The 18,492-nt window shown below is 63.7% G+C and carries 13 protein-coding genes; 4 read left to right on the top strand and 9 right to left on the bottom strand.

Features of this window, described 5'->3' with window-relative positions; all coding sequences use genetic code 11:
- Positions 1–11 precede the first annotated feature (11 nt).
- Entirely contained in the window at positions 12–2,408 is a 2,397-nt protein-coding gene (locus RKE50_RS02520) for a phosphoketolase family protein (RefSeq protein WP_350034138.1), read from the bottom strand.
- An 83-nt stretch (positions 2,409–2,491) separates the two neighbouring features.
- Complete coding sequence (locus tag RKE50_RS02515; RefSeq protein WP_350034393.1) at positions 2,492–3,685, bottom strand: acetate/propionate family kinase; 1,194 nt, start codon at positions 3,683–3,685, stop codon at positions 2,492–2,494.
- 191 nt (positions 3,686–3,876) lie between these two features.
- Between RKE50_RS02515 and RKE50_RS02510 the strand changes: the two genes are divergently transcribed.
- Together RKE50_RS02510 and RKE50_RS02505 are read left to right on the top strand one after the other, a co-directional pair.
- Complete coding sequence (locus RKE50_RS02510; protein ID WP_350034136.1) at positions 3,877–4,929, top strand: DUF21 domain-containing protein; 1,053 nt, start codon at positions 3,877–3,879, stop codon at positions 4,927–4,929.
- Positions 4,930–5,011: 82 nt separating this feature from the next.
- On the top strand, positions 5,012–6,331 hold the full coding sequence (locus RKE50_RS02505; protein ID WP_350034134.1) for a magnesium transporter: 1,320 nt from the start codon (positions 5,012–5,014) through the stop codon (positions 6,329–6,331).
- A 22-nt stretch (positions 6,332–6,353) separates the two neighbouring features.
- Here RKE50_RS02505 and RKE50_RS02500 read toward each other — a convergent pair whose 3' ends face one another.
- Both RKE50_RS02500 and RKE50_RS02495 read right to left on the bottom strand, forming a co-directional pair.
- A complete protein-coding gene (locus RKE50_RS02500; protein WP_350034133.1) occupies positions 6,354–7,994 on the bottom strand; it encodes a potassium channel family protein in 1,641 nt (546 codons plus the stop codon).
- A gap of 194 nt (positions 7,995–8,188) precedes the next feature.
- A complete protein-coding gene (locus tag RKE50_RS02495; RefSeq protein ID WP_350034131.1) occupies positions 8,189–9,103 on the bottom strand; it encodes a c-type cytochrome in 915 nt (304 codons plus the stop codon).
- A gap of 390 nt (positions 9,104–9,493) precedes the next feature.
- Here RKE50_RS02495 and RKE50_RS02490 point away from each other — a divergent pair, with 390 nt between their 5' ends.
- Positions 9,494–10,099 carry a 2OG-Fe(II) oxygenase gene (locus RKE50_RS02490; protein ID WP_350034129.1) on the top strand — a complete coding sequence of 202 codons (606 nt, stop codon included), beginning with the start codon at positions 9,494–9,496 and terminating at the stop codon, positions 10,097–10,099.
- A gap of 74 nt (positions 10,100–10,173) precedes the next feature.
- Here the strand turns inward: RKE50_RS02490 and RKE50_RS02485 are convergent, their stop codons facing one another.
- The 5 genes from RKE50_RS02485 to RKE50_RS02465 form a co-directional block, all read right to left on the bottom strand.
- Positions 10,174–11,301, bottom strand: coding sequence for a Fic family protein (locus tag RKE50_RS02485; RefSeq protein WP_350034127.1), 1,128 nt, complete (start codon positions 11,299–11,301; stop codon positions 10,174–10,176).
- A 329-nt stretch (positions 11,302–11,630) separates the two neighbouring features.
- Entirely contained in the window at positions 11,631–12,623 is a 993-nt protein-coding gene (locus tag RKE50_RS02480) for a threonine dehydratase (RefSeq protein WP_350034125.1), read from the bottom strand.
- A 147-nt stretch (positions 12,624–12,770) separates the two neighbouring features.
- The gene (locus RKE50_RS02475; protein ID WP_350034123.1) at positions 12,771–13,673 is read right to left on the bottom strand and encodes a dimethylarginine dimethylaminohydrolase family protein; all 903 of its coding nucleotides are present in this window, start codon (positions 13,671–13,673) and stop codon (positions 12,771–12,773) included.
- Positions 13,670–14,929 carry a Zn-dependent hydrolase gene (locus RKE50_RS02470; RefSeq protein ID WP_350034121.1) on the bottom strand — a complete coding sequence of 420 codons (1,260 nt, stop codon included), beginning with the start codon at positions 14,927–14,929 and terminating at the stop codon, positions 13,670–13,672. The genes RKE50_RS02475 and RKE50_RS02470 overlap by 4 nt, the downstream gene beginning before the upstream one ends.
- Positions 14,930–15,072: 143 nt before the next feature.
- The gene (locus RKE50_RS02465) at positions 15,073–16,026 is read right to left on the bottom strand and encodes a LysR substrate-binding domain-containing protein (RefSeq protein ID WP_350034120.1); all 954 of its coding nucleotides are present in this window, start codon (positions 16,024–16,026) and stop codon (positions 15,073–15,075) included.
- 80 nt (positions 16,027–16,106) lie between these two features.
- On the opposite strand from RKE50_RS02465, the gene RKE50_RS02460 reads away from it, so the two are divergent.
- Positions 16,107–18,491: a TonB-dependent receptor gene (locus RKE50_RS02460; protein WP_350034119.1), complete on the top strand. Its 2,385-nt coding sequence runs from the start codon at positions 16,107–16,109 to the stop codon at positions 18,489–18,491.
- The last annotated feature ends 1 nt before the right edge of the window (position 18,492 follow it).

Raw genomic sequence — 18,492 nt, 5'->3', positions numbered from 1 at the left:
TCTCGCTAAAGTTAGTGGGGCCAGCGCCAGGCGAGAATTTCCGGAGGATCAACGCCATAGGCGTGGGCATGGTTGCGGCAGTCGATCTGCCGATCCCGCAGCGTATCCTTGATATGAGCCCCTGCCACCTGTAGCTGGGGCAGACGATCGATCACGTCAATAGCTATGCTGAAGCGGTCAATCTCGTTCTCGATCGCCAGCTCCAGCGGTGTATTGATGTTGCCTCGCTCCTTGTAGCCGCGTACGTGCAGGTTGCGATGGTTCGTCCGACGATAGGCGAGACGGTGAATCAGCCAGGGATAGCCGTGGAAGTTGAAGATGATCGGCTTGTCCTTGGTGAACAGGCTGTCGAAGTCGCGGTCCGACAGGCCATGGGGGTGCTCTCCGGCCGGCTGCATGCGGAACAGGTCCACGAGACTGATGAAGCGGATCTTCAACGCCGGGAAGTGCTCGCGCAGCATGGCTGTTGCCGCCAGCGCCTCCTGCGTCGGTATGTCGCCGCAGCCGACGATCACCACGTCCGGCTCGCTGCCATGATCGTTGCTTGCCCAGTCCCAGGTGCCGATCCCCTTCTGGCAATGCCGGATTGCCTCCTCCATATCCATATACTGGATGTGCTTCTGCTTGTCGGCAACGATGACATTGATCGCGTTGGTGCTGCGCAGCGCCTGGTCGGAAATCGCGAGCAGGGTGTTCACATCCGGTGGCAGGTAGATGCGTGTGACTTCGGGGTTCTTGTTGACTACCACATCGAGAAAACCCGGGTCCTGGTGCGTGAAGCCATTGTGATCCTGGCGCCAGACCGTCGAGGTGATCAGCATGTTCAGCGACGATACCGGTGCGCGCCAGGGGATCTCGTTGCAGATCGCGAGCCACTTGGCGTGCTGGTTGTACATGGAGTCGATCACATGCACGAAGGCCTCGTAGGTCGAGAAGAACCCGTGCCGCCCGGACAGTACGTAGCCCTCGTACCAGCCTTCAAGCGTATGCTCCGAGAGCATTTCCATGACCCGACCGTCGGGGGACAGCTCCCCGCCGTCCTCATCTTCAGGCAGGTATTCGGCGAGCCATAGCTTCTTGCTCGCCTCGTAAACGGCATCGAGCTTGTTCGACGTGTTCTCGTCGGGGCTGAAAACGCGGAAGTTCGTGCCGTTCCTGCGCATCACGTCGCGGAGGTAGCGGCCCAGCGGCCGCGTGTTTTCTGCCTCTGCTTGCGCAGGCTTTTCGACCGTCTCGGCATATTTGCGGAAGTCCGGCAGGCGCAGCGCACGCCGCAGCAAGCCGCCATTGGCGTGGGGACTTGCACTCATCCGTCGTGTGCCCTCCGGCGAAAGGCGCCGGAGCGCAGGCAGCAGGCGTCCGTGCTCGTCAAACAGTTCCTCGGGGCGATAGCTGCGCAGCCATTCCTCGAGCTGCGCGAGGTGAGCCGGGTTCCCGTGCAGTTTGCCGAGTGGCACCTGGTGCGATCGCCAGTAACCTTCCACGCGCTTGCCATCGACTGCCTTGGGCCCGGTCCAGCCCTTCGGCGTGCGCAGGACGATCATCGGCCATCGGGCGCGGGCTGCCTTGCCCGTGAGGCGCGCTTCATGCTGGATAGCGCGAAGCTCTGACAGGCATTTGTCCATGGCCTGGGCGAGCGGCTGGTGAACCTGCCCAGGGTCCTCACATTCCACGAAGTGGGGTGTCCAGCCATAACCGGCGAGCAGCTGCGCCAGTTCGTCCCTGGGAATTCTCGCCAGCAGGGTCGGGTTGTTGATCTTGTAGCCGTTCAAATGAAGGATCGGCAGCACTGCGCCATCGCGAACCGGGTTGAGAAACTTGTTCGAATGCCAGGCCGTCGCCAGCGGCCCGGTCTCGGCCTCGCCGTCTCCGACGGCCACCACGACAAGAAGGTCCGGATTATCGAAAGCCGCCCCGAAAGCGTGTGACAGGCTATAGCCCAGTTCGCCGCCTTCGTGGATAGACCCCGGCGTCTCCGGGGTACAGTGGCTGCCGATGCCGCCGGGGAAAGAAAACTGCTTGAAGAACCGGCGCAGTCCCTCCTCGTCCTCGCCCATGTCGGGGTAGACCTCGGAGTAGGTTCCCTCGAGGTAGACGGGGGCGAGCACGCCCGGTGCGCCGTGGCCGGGCCCCGCGAGGAAAATTGCCTCGACGCCCTGTTCGCGAATCAGGCGGTTGGTGTGCAGATACATGAGTGACAGGCCCGGACTTGCCCCCCAGTGACCGAGGAGACGCCGCTTGATGTGCTCCTCCCGCAGCGGTTCTCGCAGCAGAGGATTGTCCTGCAGGTAGATCATTCCGGCGGCGAGGTAGTTGCAGGCACGCCAATAGGCGTCCAGGGCCTCTACGTCCTCCCCGGACAACGGACCGGTCGTTTCTGGCGAATCCTGCGGTTGCAACTCTGTCATCACGGCTCCTTGTCAGGCTCTTCCTCTTTCGTAAAAGAGAATGCCAAGTGTCTGCTCCAAGCTAGCAGAACTTCGTGACAATTCTAGGAAGGCTCAAGCGGCAGCAGAGTTGATACCTGGCGGGCAATTTCCTGCTCCTCGTCAGTCGCCAGCAGGGCGATGGCAACAGCCGACTCGTCGGCGTGAACGAGCGCATCGGGCTCCGCCGTCTCGTTCTTATTCACATCGAGCACGATGCCCAGCCCGGAGAGGTCATCGCAGATAGCCCTGCGAACGGCAGCGCTGTGCTGGCCAATACCCCCTGAGAATACGATAGCGTCTGCCCCGCCGAGCACCGCGAGGAAGCTGCCCAGGTACTTTCGCGCGCGGTAGCAGAACAGCTCGAAGGCCAGTGCCGCGGCCTCGTCGCCGTGCTGCCGCCGGCGCTCCACCTCCCGCATGTCGTGGGTGCCGGCGAGTCCCCTCAGGCCGCTGCGACGGTTGAGCAAGTCGTCGATGGCGTCTACCGGCAGGCCCCCCTGTGTATGCAGGAAAAGCGGCACAGCGGGGTCGAGATCACCGCAGCGCGTTCCCATCACGAGGCCCTCGAGTGGCGTGAAGCCCATCGAGGTATCGATGCTGTGCCCGCCCCGAATGGCGGCCGCACTTGCACCGTTGCCAAGATGCAGCGTGATGAGCCGAAGATCTGCCGCGGGCCTGGCCAGTATCTCTGCCGTGCGCCGTGCCAGGTACTGGTGTGATATTCCGTGGAAACCGAACCGTCGGATGTCGAAATCCCGCGCGAGTTCCGTGGGTAATGCGTAGTGCCTAGCCACGGCCGGCATGGACTGGTGAAAAGCGGTGTCGAAGACCGCTACCTGCATGGCCCCCGGGAACAGACGGCTCGCCGCGAGAATGGCGCGCCGGCTCGAGGGGTTGTGCAGCGGCGCATGCGGGTCCAGTTTGTGCAACTTCGCAAGCACCTGTTCGTCGATGGGCGTGGCCGCGGCGAAGTCGCTACCACCGTGCACGACCCGGTGTCCCACCGCGGTGACTCCGCCGCCTGACAGTGCCTCCAGATTATGCGCCAGCCACTCGACACCCGCGGCGGCATCATCAAGTGCTCCCACTCTGACCTCGGAGTGTTCAGCTTTTGGGCAGTCCTCCAGGCAAAGCAGGGCAGGGGTCGAGTCGCCAAGGGGCGCGATTTCTCCGCGCAGGCTGCGATGATCTGCGGCCCTGTCGTAGAGCGCAAACTTCAGCGAGGAACTGCCGGCATTGACCACCAAAATCGTCATCACCCGATCATACGCCAAAGCCCGATCGCAGCGGCTGCTTCGGTGCATGAGCTACCCTGCACGAGATTCCGCTCTCACGGTTGTCTTCGGCGAGGTACACTCCACGGGGCGCCCATCGAGTCATGACATCCTGGCCCGCGGGAAGGCTGCGCCCTCAACTTCACGCCCAGATAACACGGGGTTTTCCGCTGATGATCACGCTCGCTACCTGGTTGGGTATTGCTTTCTGTGTCAGCCAGTCAGCAATGTTCTCAGGGCTGAACCTGGCCGTGTTCAGCCTGAACCGCCTCAAGCTGGAGATCGAAGCCCGCTCGGGCAGCGTCGCTGCGCAGCGTGTGCTGCGGCTGCGTGAAGACTCGAATCTGGTTTTGACAACGATTCTCTGGGGTAACGTCAGTATCAATGTGCTTCTCACGCTGCTGTCGGATTCGGTGCTGGCTGGGGTCGTAGCCTTCCTTTTTTCCACTTTCGCCATAACGATCTTCGGCGAGATCATGCCGCAAGCCTATTTTTCTCGGAATGCCATGAAGATGGCCTCTATGCTGGCGCCATTGCTGCGGGCATATCAGCTACTGCTCTACCCGGTGGCGCGACCCAGTGCGATGCTCCTGGATGCCTGGCTTGGAAGAGAGGCGATTCAGTACTACCGGGAAGCAGAGCTGAAAGAGATCATCCTGCAGCATCTGCGCGCTGACGAATCGGAGATGGAGCGCGCTGAGGCAATGGGGGCGCTCAACTTTCTGAACATGGACGATCTGCCCGTGTCGGATGAAGGTGTTCCGTTGCATCCGGACAGCATCATCCAGCTTCCGGTGGAGAGTGATCAGTTGCGGTTCCCCGACTTCGCAGGCGTCGTCGAGGACCCCTTTCTGCGTGCCCTTGAGGCCTCTGGAAAGCCGTGGGCAGTCTTGACTGACACGGAAGACAACCCGCGGCAGGTGCTGGATGTCGACGGTTTTCTGCGCAGTGTGCTTTTTCACCCGGACGCTGCAGATCCGCGGGCGTTCTGTCATCGACCGGTAATCGTCCGCAACCGGGACCGCAGCCTCGGTGACGTGATCACCCGTCTCTGGCTGGATCGTGAGTTGGGCGAGGACCAGATGATCTCCCGGGACGTCATTCTGCTCTGGGATGGGCAGCCGCGGATCATCACCGGCGCCGACCTGCTGGGGCGCCTGATGGAGGGAATCGCCAGGGACGGTCGCCGCGGCTCCCGTCCCGCTGGCGAGCTCTCGCCCGCCTAAGTGCCGAATGGTTGGGTGTGAGGTCCTCCCTCGGGGAGGGGCATTTCAGGCATTAGCTGTTTTCATGAGGATGTAGCGCGAATTGTTCAGCGAAGAAGAAGTTGCGGCTGGCGATCAGGCCGCAGTGGTTCCTGTGTCCGACCATGCTCCACCGGTCGTTATTGCCCGCACGCTCGAAGCGACACCGCCGAGAGACCGTGCAGCGCTTCTGGATGAAGTTTCACCCCCGGATCTGGTCAAGGCTCTCGCCATGGCGAGCCGGCGGGTTGCCCGCGCGCACATTGAACGATTAACGCCGGACGCGCTGGCCAGCGCCGCAGCTTCCGGCCGCGATGCGGCTTCGGCGAAGCTGCTTCGCGACCTGGCTCCCGATGCCCGCGACGAGGCTCTGGACGCGATGGACGAGCAGGCCAGATCCCGGCTGCAAACGCTTCTCGCGTTCCCTGCGGGTACCGCGGGGAGCGTCATGCATCAGGACACGCTAGCGGTTCGCGGCGACGTCAGCATCGAGGTCGTCACCAGGTACCTGCGCCGCCTTGGCGCGATTCCTTCTCACACTAACCGGCTGATGGTCGTAGACCGGGAGAACCGGTATTGCGGATCGGTCCGCCTCGGCGACCTGTTTCTCCACGGCAGCGACACGCAGGTCGATAGCCTGCTTGAGGAGGGCATCCCACCGCTGGCGCCGCTAACCCCGCTCCAGGAGGTGGTGCAACTCTTTGAAACGCGTGAGTTCATCTCTCTGCCCGTCGTCGATGCCGCGGGGATACTGCTCGGCAGGATTACCATCGATGACGTGGTGCCCCTGATCCGACGCGAGGGGGAGCATCAGATCATGCGGCGCGCGGGGCTCAGCGAGGACGACGACATGCTCGCTCCGAGCCTGGCCACGGCGAAGCGCCGCATGCTCTGGCTGGGTATCAACCTGCTCACGGCCCTGCTCGCAGCCTGGGTTATTGGCCTCTTTGACGCCACTATCGAGAAAGTCGTGGCCCTCGCTGTGCTGATGCCCGTGGTTGCCAGCATGGGGGGGATCGCCGGCACACAAACGCTGACGGTCGTGGTGCGCGGGATCGCGCTGGGTCGCCTGGAGCGCGCGAGGATACCCTGGATGCTTCGTAGGGAGCTCGCTTCTGCCACCATCAACGGGCTGGTATGGGCCGCCGTTGTCGGAGGTTTGGCGCTGTGGTGGTTCGGTAGTTTCACGCTTGGAATCGTGGTTGCGGTTGCGCTTCTCGTGAATCAGTTCGCGGCGGCTCTCGCCGGCGCGCTCATACCCCTCGGCCTCGAGCGACTGCGTATTGACCCCGCGCTTGCCGGGGGTGTGATCCTCACCACGGTGACGGATGTCGTGGGTTTCTTTACGCTGCTCGGCCTGGGCACAGCACTCCTCATCGCTTGAGAAGGCGTGCCTGGCGGATGGGTTAGCGGAAGCGATCCAGGAACGCCTGTTCCCCTTCCGCGGTGCCAAGCAGAATGATCTCGGCTTTGGCGGGAATGACTGTCTGCGGGCGCAGGCTGGTCAGCGTGTTGTCGTGCTGGTCTATGCCGATCACGGCGCAGCCGGTGACGGCGCGTATGTCTGCCTCCTGCAGAGACCGACCCGCCAGCGCTTCGGGCACCGGCAGCTTGAATACGTCCAGCCCCTCGGCAATCATCATCAGGTCGCTGCGCTTGAGGCGGTTGAAGATCGCGTTGGCGCCCATCGAGGCGTAGGAGATGACCATGTTGGCGCCGGCGCGGTGCAGTGCAGCGACATTACGCTGCAGCGTGGAGCGGGCAATGATCTGTATGTCCGGACGCAGCAGCCGCGCGTAGATTGTCAGGTAGATATTGGTGTCATCGTCACGGGTCGTGATGATGATCGTCGGCGCCTTGCGGATACCCGCCGACTCCAGCACCTGCTTTTTGGCAGCGGAGCCTGTGACGTAGCGTTCGTCGTCCTCAACGCGCTCGGGCAGCTGCTCGACGATGCGATAGTCGATACCCCGGTGCTCAAGCGCCCGTGCCGTATAGCGACCTACGCGGCCGCCGCCTACGATCAATACGGGGTGGTAGGCTTCTGCTTTAGTCCCGCGCTTGCCGAACTGGCGATCAAACTCCTTGAGGTCCTCTGGTGCGCCCGCCATCACCAGGGTTGCGCTTTCCGCTATGACCTGCTGGTCATCGCCGGTAACAAAGGTGCCGCGGTCCCAGGTGCCGACGATACTGATCGCTGTCACAGCCTGGGCATGGCCGAGAGTCCCGCCCACCAGGGTAGTTCGCGACGCCTCCACTTCGGCGATCACGATGTCGTCAATGTGGCCGACGATGTGCGCGACCCGTTCGCCGCCGATGGCTCGGCGCGCCAGGGAATTGCCCATCAACTCGGCGAGATTCAGCGTGCGATTGCAGCCGGCGAGGCGCAGGACATCCACGGCGGCCCCCTCCCGAACTGTCGACACAATGGGAATCGATGGGGCGACTCCGCGCGCGGTAAAGACGACCGTGGTGTTTTCAACATCTGAGCGCGTGGTCGCCACCATCGCTGCGGCCTCGATCCGCGCTCTGCGGTAGGTGTCCGGATCGTCCAGTTCGCCGCAGAGAACCTGAATTCCCTCGTCACGCAGCGCAAGCACTTCGTCCTCCGCCGACAGGACGACGACGTAAGCGTAACCGAAGCGTGTAAGGCGCTCGATGAGCGCTCGGGCGACCGGGCCGGCGAAGGTGAGGATAACGTGACCTGATAGATCAGCTTTCACGCTTCTCGGAACACGGTTGGCCGACTGCGCTGCAACCCAGGGGGCGTACACCAGCTCGATGAACAGGACAGGCAGCAGGACCAGCATGAAGACTGTGCCCGAGAGCAGCACCACGACGGAGAAGCCACGCCCGACATCGCTGGTGAAAACGATGTCACCAAAGCCCAGCGTCGACATCGTCACCAGGGTCCAGTAGACCCCGCTCAGCCAGGAATAGTCGCGCCCTTCGTAGGCCATGATGACCTGGAAAAGGCCTGCGTACAGCAGGACCAGTCCGACCAGGGCAAAGAAGAAGTTTGACAGGGCTGCGATGCGCTCGCGCAAGCGAAGCGTCCGTGAGCCTTTTCTATGATGTTTGAACATGGCGCCCCGGGTTAAGTCAGCACTGTTGTCTGGGGCGGTTTATGCCCCGCTGTTCAGCTTGCCACTTGAGAGGGTCCTATCGGACCCATCGACCCAACGGCAGGGAGCCGGCAGTAAAGCAGGGTCCGCCGACAGGCGCTCTATGCTCAGCGGGGTCACTGCGTTATGCGTTGGACGAAGTCGGGATTCTGCCAGCCCGGGGGTGCGCGCAGCTCCTCCCGGGGCAGCAGGCGCGACGCGTAATCCAGCACTGCGGTCATCTCCTCGTCGCTGAACGCCTCGACGAACTTCATCTTGTCGCCGACGTTGCGTCGTTTGCCGTCGCGAATCCACTCGAACTGCCGCACCAGGTACTTGTAGTGCTGGGCCTGCAGCCGCGGAATGGCGCCCTCGTCGCTGCCCTCGCCGGAAGCGCCATGACAGTCTGCACAGTGGTTGCGGTACAGCTCCTCGCCCAGTTCGAGGTTTGCACCATCACCGGTGCCGTTCTCGACACTGATTTCGAGTGTCGAGATGTACTCGGCCACGTCTGCGATGGCCTGCGCACCGCCGATCGTCTCGGCGGTGGCGTAGGGCACCATCAGGACCGAATCCCGGGCGCCCGCCCGGTAGTCTGCGAGCTGACTGATCACCACGCTGCGGTGCTGCCCGGCGATCTGCGGCACGATACCCGTGATCAGTCCCCAGCCCTCAGGCTTGTGGCAGGCCGCGCAGTCCGCATAGATTGCACGGCCGTTGTCCACGTCCGGTGTCAGGCTCATCGCCTTCTCGTACTCCCTGGCGGCCCGGGCCTGCAGTTCCTCCTCGGTCGGGCCGGTGACCTTCTCCACCGTGTTCCTTGCCAGGCCCAGCGAGTCGAAGCAGTACTGCAGCGACCGCCGCGCGCGCTCAATCATGCCGATATCCATTAGCACGTTCGCGTGCCGCCGCTGGTTCAGGCAGGATTCCATGGACTGTCGGAGTGCCCCGGTCGGGTTGGTCCTCAGCGCGTCATCGACGACCTCGAGGTCTTCATAAAAGGCCGCACGCTCCCTCTCGCGTGCTTCTTCCCACTCTGTCTGGGCCGGCACAAGCGTCGCGCAAAGGCCGATTGAGACGCCTGACAGCCAGCCGGCCGTGGCGCGCCCTGATGTCTTAAAGCTAACCATGCCTACCCACCCTCTATTGGCATCCATGAACGTGAATTCGCAGCTGCGGGGACTCGGCCGGCTCCGGTGGTGATGATGGCGGACACGGCACTTCCCCCGGGAGCGTTCTGCTAACAGATTACCAAAGATTGGGGCACGGAGTCGGGTCGCTCCACGATTGCGGTAGATGCGCGTGGGAGCGGTACAACCGGCGCTCTGTCAACGCGTAGTTTGTGAAAGGCGGGTAGCGGTTTACGATGATACCGATCAGGTAGCGACCGGCGTTGTGCGGCGACTTACCGGTGCACGGTACAGCCAGCAAGAGAGGCGAGCATGGCGGGCAGGAAGAAGTCGGAGCGCAGAACGGCCCGGCCGAGGGGCGCCCCGGTCATCGACGGCTTTGACAGGCAGGTCACGGTCGAGCGCTGCTTCTCCGACGAGCAGATGGATGCCCTGGTCCGCGCGGCGGAGGAGGATATCCGCACCGCCACGGTGGGCGGGCAGAAGACAGACCCCTCGATCCGTCGTTCTCATGTGCACTGGCTCGACCGCGCGAAGTACGACTGGGCGTACCGCAAGGTCTGGCATGCCGTGCAGCAGGTCAACGCCGGCAACTACGGCTTCGACATCACGAAGTTCGAGGGCCGCATGCAGGTAACGCGCTACCACGAGGAGGACCATGGGCACTACACCTGGCACATGGACGGCGGCAGGAAGACCGCCAATCGCAAGATCAGCCTGTCGGTGCAGCTAAGCAACTCCGATGATTATGAAGGGGGCGATATCGGCTTCTTTTACACGAACAAGGAGCAGTTCGCCTCGCGGGAGCGGGGCGCCGTCGTTACCTTTCCCAGCTGGGTCATGCACCGGGTCACGCCGGTGACGAAGGGCGTTCGCTACAGCCTCATTGCCTGGATCGTCGGTCCCCGCTGGCGCTAGTGGCTGGCTTGGCCTGGGTGGCATCGCTCAATGAGCTCGGCGATTGCGGCACCTCCGGCGCAGATCAACGTCTGTTACACGACGTCAGTCCCCTCGCTGAGGTGATCGAGGTACTCCCTGAACACCAGCGTCCGGTTTTTCTTACGGGCATCGAGCGGCTGCAGCACAGCGGCCGCTTCGAGAACCCGAATTGCCTTTGCCGCCGCAGGACGCGAACAGTCAAGCAGATCCACCGCGCGTTTCACTGTAATCAGTGGATGCTGCGGTAGCATTTCGAAGAGCCGCAGGCTCAGGACGGTCGCATCCTCTCGTGCGAGCAGCTTTTCGCGCGCTTCGCCCACGATGGTGTGCAAACGTCGAGCCGTGGCGATCGCCTCTTCGGCGACGGTGGCGACCCCCTCAAGGAAGAATGCGAGCCAGCCCTCCCAGTCGCCATCCGAGCGGACCGCGCTCAGGCGCCGGTAGTACTCCTGGCGGTGAACCTTCAGGAACAGGCTGAGGTAGAGCAGCGGGCGCGACAGCAGGTTCCAGTGGCGCAGGAGCAGCGTGATCAGCAAACGACCCAGGCGACCGTTGCCGTCGAGGTACGGGTGCAGGGTCTCGAACTGCACGTGCAGGAGACCTATAAGGACGAGGGGCGGCAGGTCGCTCTCGCCGTGGATGGCGTGCTCAAACTCACTGAGCAGGTCGCCGAGCCGACGCGGCGGGGGCGGGACGAAGCTGGCATTGCCGGGTTGCGTACCCCCGATCCAGTTCTGCGATCGCCGCACTTCGCCTGGCTGGTTCCCGGCACCTCGCGCCCCTGCCAGCAGCCTTTCGTGAGCTTGTGACAGAAGGCGCATCGATAGCGGCGCGCCGGTGTCGCGGCCCAGTTCCTTCCAGGCGAAGTTCAGCGCATCCAGGTAGCCGCAGACCTCCTCGACGTCGGCATCCACAGGCGCCTTGCCAGAGGCTTCGACCTCGAGCAGGTCCATCAGGGTAGCCTGCATGCCTTCAATCTGTGCAGACAGCACCGCTTCTTTGCGCACGAAGGCATACACGAACCACTCGACGGAGGGCACGAGATCGCCGGCCAGATCGAGCAGCCGCAGCTGTTCGCTTGCGCGGGCGAGGAGCTGCGCAAGGTTATCGTCCAGTGCCAGCGGGGGATCGCGTGGTGGCAGCGGAAACGGGATGAAGGCGTTGACCTCCTCTCCCGTCACGGTGCTTTGCTCGTATTCTCCGGTTTGCCGCATCATCCGCCTCGGGAAACGATCCCTTCGCATCGTGAAAGATAAAAAGCGACCGCTTCACTTTCGTCCATAAAAAGAAACGATCGCTTCATTTTATGTCGGATTAGGCAGCGATCGCTGCAAAGGGTTTTGATCGTTTAACTGGGTGAGACGGTCACTCGCGTCGCTCTCCGCCGGCCCCCTTTCAGCCGCGCCGCGGCCTACGAGCTATAGCTTCAGGCGGACAACGGATGATTCCAGGGCCACGGGATCAGGGCATCTTCAGCTTGCGGGAATGCAAGGGTGGATGATCGGCGGCTTCAGTCGGGACTGCCAGGGCCACCCGCGGCACCCTGTAACACCGCTGCGAACACGGCAGCATCCACGTTGCCGCCACAGAGAATCACGGCGATCCGCTTGCCGCGCTGCCGCGCCTGCTCCTGGGCAAGGCCGGCCAGGGCGGCGGCGCCCGCACCCTCTGCCACGTTGTGCGTGTCGGTGAACAGGACGCGCATGGCTTCGGCGATCTCCGCGTCGGTGACCGAGAGTACACGCGCCGCGCCGGCGAGAATGATCTCGAGCGCCCCGGCATCGGGGTCGCGACAGGCCACGCCGTCGGCAAAGGTGCGCGCCTGCGCCTGCGGGCGCAGCTGCCCGGCGCGGAAAGACTCGGCGTACGCCGGCGCACCGGCTGCGGTGACGCCGACCACCTCGGTGTCCAGCCCGAGCAGGTCGCGCACCGCGATCACGGCGCAGATGCCCGAGCCCATGCCGATGGGGACATAGACCGTGTCCACGCGCTCCACGGCGTTGAACAGCTCCAGCGCGTAGGTGGCGACACCGCGCACCAGCGCCGGGTGGAAAGACGGCACCAGCGCCAGCCCCCGCTCCGTCGCGAGTTCGTTGGCGAAGGCCCGCGCCTCGTCGAAGTCGCGACCGTGGATGAGCACCTCCGCACCCCAGCCGCGCATGGCCCGGTTCTTGTCCGTGCTGTTGCCCTCCGGCACCACGACGGTGACGGGCACGCCATAGCGGGCCGCGGCGAAGGGGATGCTCTGCCCGTGGTTGCCGCGCGTGGCGGTAACGAGCCCCGTCGGCAGCCCCTCTTCAGCCAGCTGCTCGAGATAGGTGAGGCCGCCGCGGACCTTGAAGGCCCCGGTGGGCGTATGGTTCTCGTGCTTGACCCAGACCTCGCAGCCGTAGCGCTCAGCCAGCAGCGGCCAGCGGTACTGCGGGGTTGGCGGCACGGCCTCGCGCACGGTGTGCAGGGCGGCGTCGAGCTCCTCGCGGTTGAAGGGCTTTGTCGGTGTCATGGATGTCTTCCCCCGTCCCACGTGGTCGGCGCTCGCTTTACTGGTGGTGGGTCCTTCCGCCATCAGCGGACACCCCGGAGGCGGTGCGGCTCAGCCTGCCAGGGCACCGTGCCGGTGTCCAACCGCTCTTCGCTTTAGCAACTCGCGTCAGCCGGCATCGCGCCTGAGCGGCTGAGTCATGCAGTGAACGCCTCCGCCACCGGCCGTGAACATGCCGATATCGGGAGCGAGTACCTCGAGGCCGTGGGCGCGGCACCGCTCGGCCAACTCGCGATTGTCGGACGGCATGAGCACGCGGTCGTTGCCCAGGGCCACGACATTGCACCCCAGCTCGAGCATGGCGGGGTAGGGAATGTCGATGAGCTCGATCCCGCGGTCTTGCAGGGCCGCGACGAAGTCCGGCTCCAGGGCGTCGGTGCACGCACAGGCGAGGCCTTCCGCGAGCATGCCCAGCTTCACGTCGAGGTGCAGAAAGTAGGGATCGAACTCGTAGCTGAGGAATTCCCAACCTTCCGCTTCGACCCAGGCACGCACCTGTGCAAGCCCCTGTGGACTGGTGCGCTCGCCACTGCAGCCGCAGACGATCAGGCCCGGTTTGAGGACCATGAAGTCGCCACCTTCGAAAGCCCCGGCGGTGACGACATCGTAGACGGGTATCTCTGCCTGCTGATAGAACTCGATCACGGCGCGCCATTCGCCACGGCGCCAGGGGCTGTAGAGCTGGGTCACGATTGCGCCCCACGGCGTCATGACGGAAGAGTCCCTGGCATAGAGCTGGTAGGGCAGTGCGGGGTCGGGAGCTAGTGTGTGGACGCTTACACCGGCATCGCGAAAGACCTCGAGCATGCCGGTAAACTGGTCGCGGGCGATCGCCGGATCGAACGCCCGGCCGATGCGCATCGAGCGTCGCGCCATCGCGTTGCCCGTTTGCCACCGGTAGTGGTCCGCGGGTCCGATGAGCACGTCACGCAGCCTGCCGTACTCCGAATCGATACCCCAGTGCGACGGCGCGGGCGTGCCGCCGCCTTCCCTTCTCACTGCAAGAGTCATGGCCTTTCCGCTTGTTCGAGCATGGCGTGGAGCAGCACGTTTGCGCCGGCGGTCGCCTGCGCCGGGGTAATGGCTTCCGCCTCATTGTGGCTGACGCCGCCCTCGCAGGGGATGAAGATCATCCCGGTCGGGGCGACGCCGGCCAGGTTGCAGGCGTCGTGCCCGGCGCCGGAAACGATGCCGCGCGCGCGCAGGCCCAGGCGCTGTGTCGCAGTACGCACCGAAGCGACACAGCTTTCATCAAAGCTCACCCCCGGTGCTTCCCACAGGCAGGCAACCTCGGCTGTTACGCCGGCGCCCGTCGCCGCGCCCGCGGCCAGGTCGGTGACGGCAGCCCGCAGATCGCTGTACACCGCTGCCAGCGGGTGCCGCACGTCGACAGTGAGCTCCACGGTGTGCGGCACCGTGTTGCCAGCGCCGGGCCGGGCATCGAGGAAGCCGACGGTCACCCGGGTATCGACTCCGTGTTCCTCGACGAGCTTGTAGAGCTCGGGAAGCAGCGCGCTCAGTGCGCGCACCGGGTCCCGGCGCATGGACATCGGCGTAGGCCCCGCGTGGGTCGCCTCGCCGCTGAAGGTCACCAGGTGGCGGCTCATGTGCTGAACGCCGGTCACGATGCCGATGTCGAGCTGCTCGGCCTCTAGCACCGGTCCCTGCTCGATGTGCAGCTCGAAAGCCGCCTTCAGGGGACGGGCGCTGGCCTCTTCCTGCCCCGCGTAGCCGATGCGGACGAGTTCGTCGCCCACCGAGTGACCCTCGCGGTCCTCAAGCGCCAGCGCATCCGCCAGCGCCATGCTCCCCCCCCAAACCGCTGATCCGAGCATGGCGGAGGGGAAGCGACAGCCCTCCTCGTTGGTCCAGACGGCGACTTCGAGCGGGTGCCGGGTCGCGATACCCTGCTCATCGAGCGTGTTCAGCACCTCGAGGCCGGCCAGTACGCCGTAGACACCGTCGAATTTCCCGCCCGTGGGCTGTGTATCCAGGTGGCTGCCGGTAAGAACGGGCGGCAGCGCCTCCATCCCAGCCCGCCGGGCGAAGATGTTGCCGATGGCATCGACACGGGTGTCATAGCCTGCTTCGCGACACCAATCGACAAAGAGGTCGCGCCCACGGCGATCGACGTCCGTCAGCGCCTGGCGGTTGCAGCCGCCCCGGGGCGTAGCGCCGTGGGTCGCCATTGTCATCAGGCGTTGCCAAAGACGCTCGCCGTTGATTTGCAGCGGCGTGTCTTCCAGGGAGTTCTCCTGCGGTTCCACGATGTGGCTTCTCCTGTTTTTCTCGCGTGCTGGCAAGCGGCGCGTGGCGGTGCGCAAACCCCTGCTGCTGCAGTTTTACGGCTATCGGCCTTGCACGGGTCGCGTTGCCGGTGCAAAGCACCGCATCGTCAAGGCCGCCAGGGTCAGCCCTGGCCCCACTGATCGTATAACCAGGTCTCGAAAACGCGGCCGGTCGACGTACGATAGGCCTCCTCCGGGCGCACGACGTAGTAGTACTCGGGTTCCAGGCGAGCCGCGCTATGAGCGATCACGAGGTGGCCTGCCTCGAGTTCGTCCTCTATGAAGCGACGTGCGAGCAAGCCGATACCCAGGCCGTGGCGGACGGCATCGACGATCATGTGATAACCGGTGCCGAGATAGATATTGTTGGCTGAGCGGGCACCGTCGGCTTCCGCCAGCTGAAGCCACAGTCGCCACTCGGCGCCATCGTCGGCGTGGATCAGCGTGTGTTGGAGCATGTCGTGCACGGTAGGCAAAGACTTTGCACCCACCAGCGCCGCGGAAGCCACGGGAACAAGCTCCGACTTCCCGAGCCGCGTGACACGCTCTTCGCTCACCGGCGGCTTGCCATAGGTAATGGCGAGATCCACCTCTGCCGGAATGGCGCGGGGATAGACCGCGATCGGCTCCAGGCTGAACTCGTGGCCAAGGTATTCATCGAGGAATCCGCCGAGCCGCGGCAGCAGCCAGTTGCTCGCGAGCCCCGCCGGGCACGCGATCCGCAGCTCGGCCACCCGGTCGTCCAGGTTCACCCGCTCGGTTGCCCGGACCAGGCTGTCCAGTGCGCCGGAAACATCCTGCAGCAGCCGCGCGCCTGTCGGAGTCAGGGCAAGGCCGGTATTGGTTCGCTGCAGCAGTTCCACGTCGAGCAATCCCTCGAGCTTCCTGACCTGTTGGCTGACGGCGCTCTGGGTGACGCAGAGCTCGTCGGCGGCGCGCTTCATCTGCCCGTGTCGGCCAACCGCCTCGAAGACGCGAAGGGCATTGAGCGGTAGGTTATGTTTTGTGCGCAGCATATCAATTAAGTTTATCTTAACTTTGCCCCGCAGAATATGCTGATTGAACGGCTGCGGCAATGCACTAGCCTCCAACAAAAGCGGTTTCAACAGCAATTAGGCAAGACAACTTGCCAGAGCCCAGCAGGGGGGGTGCAGATATGTACCAGCACGGACATCTGGCGGCTGCCGGAAGGGTATCGATACTCGCAGCCGCGGTAGCGGCGGCAACACTCCCCGCGCAGCAGGCACGGGCACAGGCACTGGAAGAGGTCGTTGTCACGGCTACTCGCCGGGCCACTTCGACCCAGGACGTGCCCTACAACATCTCCGCCTATTCCGGCGACCTGCTGGACAAGCGGGAAATCATCAACCTGGGGGAGTTCGTGCGCCAGGTGCCCGGTGTCAGTTTCAATGATCGTGGCATTCGCGAGGCGGGCAATAACAGCACCCTGGTGATGCGCGGCCTCTCCGCCGAGCCGGGCAACGGCGCCGGCGAGATTCCCAACCTTGCCCGCCCGACCGTGTCCACCTATGTCGGCGAGACCCCTGTCTATTACAACCTGCGCCTGACAGACATTGACCGTGTGGAGGTGCTCAGGGGTCCCCAGGGCACGCTATACGGGGCCGGCTCCCTCGGAGGAACGCTGCGGATCATGCCCAACAAGCCGGACCCATCGGTGCTGGAGGGCAGCCTCCGCACGAGCATTTCAACCACAGAAGATGCGGACGACCCCAACTACGACTTTGACGCCATGATCAACCTGCCGCTCGGAGAGCGCGCCGCGCTGCGGGTTTCCGGCGGGCATACCTACCTGGCTGGCTTCGTGGATGCCATCAATCTGGGCCTCCGGGACGAGAGTGGCGCCTTCCTGCTGGAGGACCCGAGTGATTTTGTCGGCAGTGGTCCGGACCGGTCCGGCTCCGAGGAGGATTCCAACGAAGGGAGCATCACCCACCTGCGCACTTCCCTGCTCTGGAATGTGAACGACGATATCGAGGCGCTCTTTACTTATCACTACCAGGAGTCGGAAACGGACAACTACCAGGCGGAAAGTCTTGGTGAGGACCGGACGCTGTCCCTGCACGGCACCAACCCGTTCGAGTCTGACATGAACCTCGGCGCGCTCGAGATCACGGCCAACCTGGGTTTTGCAACGCTGACTTCTGCGACTTCGTACTATGAACGCACCACCGAGACGCAGGTCGATGCTTCCGGTCTGTACGAGGACTTCTTCTCCTTCTTTTACTTCTACTACCCGCGGATCTCGACGGTCTCCAGCTATGACGCCACCGATGAGAGTTTCGTGCAGGAACTGCGCCTCACCTCCAATAGCGATGGTCCCCTCGGCTGGATCGTCGGTGCCTTCTACCTGGACCAGGAAATGACCTTTGAAACCGGGCAATCGATGCCAGGCTTCGAGGCCTGGTTCGATGCTTCCGGGCTCGCGTCCTACTTCGGCGTGCCCATACCGATCACCAGCCCGCCGGACCTCGTGTACGGGCAGGACCGAACCACGGACTTCACCGAGCGGGCGCTCTTTGGAGAACTCAGCTACCAGTTGACCGATGCCTGGCAGGTCACCGGCGGTGTGCGAGTCTTCGAGCAGGAAATCGGCAACGACGACACCTCCATCCTGCCTACCTGCTATACCATCCTGGAGGAGGGCTTCGGGGAGGGCTTCTATTGCGGCATGCCACCGCTGGGCGGTTCTGCGAACAGCTCCAATGACACGGTGAATGACGAGGTATTCAAGCTCAATACCTCTTACGAGCTGAACGATGATACAAACCTCTATGCGACCTGGTCTCAGGGCTTCCGCAACGGCGGCGTTAATGCACTGCCCGACGTAGGGTTCATCGATGAGACGCTCGGCGGCGAGTTCCCCAACATCAACAGCTTCTCTGCCGACAAGGCGGACAACTACGAGGTAGGCATCAAGGGTTTTCTCGCAGAGCGGAGCGTTCGCTACAGCCTGGCCGCCTACTACATCGAGTGGAAGGATCCCCAGGCGCGCATCGTCGGTTTCAACAGCGGCATCGACGGCGTCAGCAACGCCACCGCTGATGCGGAATCCCGCGGTCTGGAGCTCGAAATCGATGGCGTGGTCGGCGATCGCTTCAACTACTCGCTCGGCTACGCCTATACCAACGCGGAGTTCGTCGAAGATGGTGAGCTCTACACCACAGCCATTGCTGACGGTACGCGGCTGCCGGGGCACTCCAAGCATATGCTTGCCGGTTCCCTGGGCTACACGGTTCCTGTCGCTGGCAACGACCTCAACCTGGCAGTCGATGCGGTCTACCGGTCGGACTACGAGAATGCCCTGCCTGGAGGCCCGGGCGCCTTCACGCTCGACTCCTATACTATCTGGAACGCCCACGTGAGCTACGAGATCCCCAGTTGGACGTTCCGCCTCTTCGCCAAGAACCTGTCGGACGAAAATGCCGCGATGTCTGCCTCGCTTGTCTCGCCGCAGACCAATCGCCTCGTTCTGACCCGGCCGCGGACGGTTGGCCTGAGCCTGACTTATCAGTTCCAGTAAC

It is taken from the genome of Pseudohaliea sp. (genome assembly GCF_040217025.1).
GTDB lineage: Bacteria > Pseudomonadota > Gammaproteobacteria > Pseudomonadales > Halieaceae > Pseudohaliea.
This window is presented reverse-complemented; position numbering and strand designations above follow the sequence as displayed.

Excerpts from the sequence above, each read along its gene's own strand:
- RKE50_RS02475 (WP_350034123.1), bottom strand. The coding sequence starts at position 13,673 with ATGACTCTTGCAGTGAGAAGGGAAGGCGGCGGCACGCCCGCGCCGTCG.
- RKE50_RS02460 (WP_350034119.1), top strand. The coding sequence starts at position 16,107 with ATGTACCAGCACGGACATCTGGCGGCTGCCGGAAGGGTATCGATACTC.
- RKE50_RS02515 (WP_350034393.1), bottom strand. The coding sequence starts at position 3,685 with ATGACGATTTTGGTGGTCAATGCCGGCAGTTCCTCGCTGAAGTTTGCG.
- RKE50_RS02510 (WP_350034136.1), top strand. The coding sequence starts at position 3,877 with ATGATCACGCTCGCTACCTGGTTGGGTATTGCTTTCTGTGTCAGCCAG.
- RKE50_RS02490 (WP_350034129.1), top strand. The coding sequence starts at position 9,494 with ATGGCGGGCAGGAAGAAGTCGGAGCGCAGAACGGCCCGGCCGAGGGGC.
- RKE50_RS02520 (WP_350034138.1), bottom strand. The coding sequence starts at position 2,408 with ATGACAGAGTTGCAACCGCAGGATTCGCCAGAAACGACCGGTCCGTTG.
- RKE50_RS02480 (WP_350034125.1), bottom strand. The coding sequence starts at position 12,623 with ATGACACCGACAAAGCCCTTCAACCGCGAGGAGCTCGACGCCGCCCTG.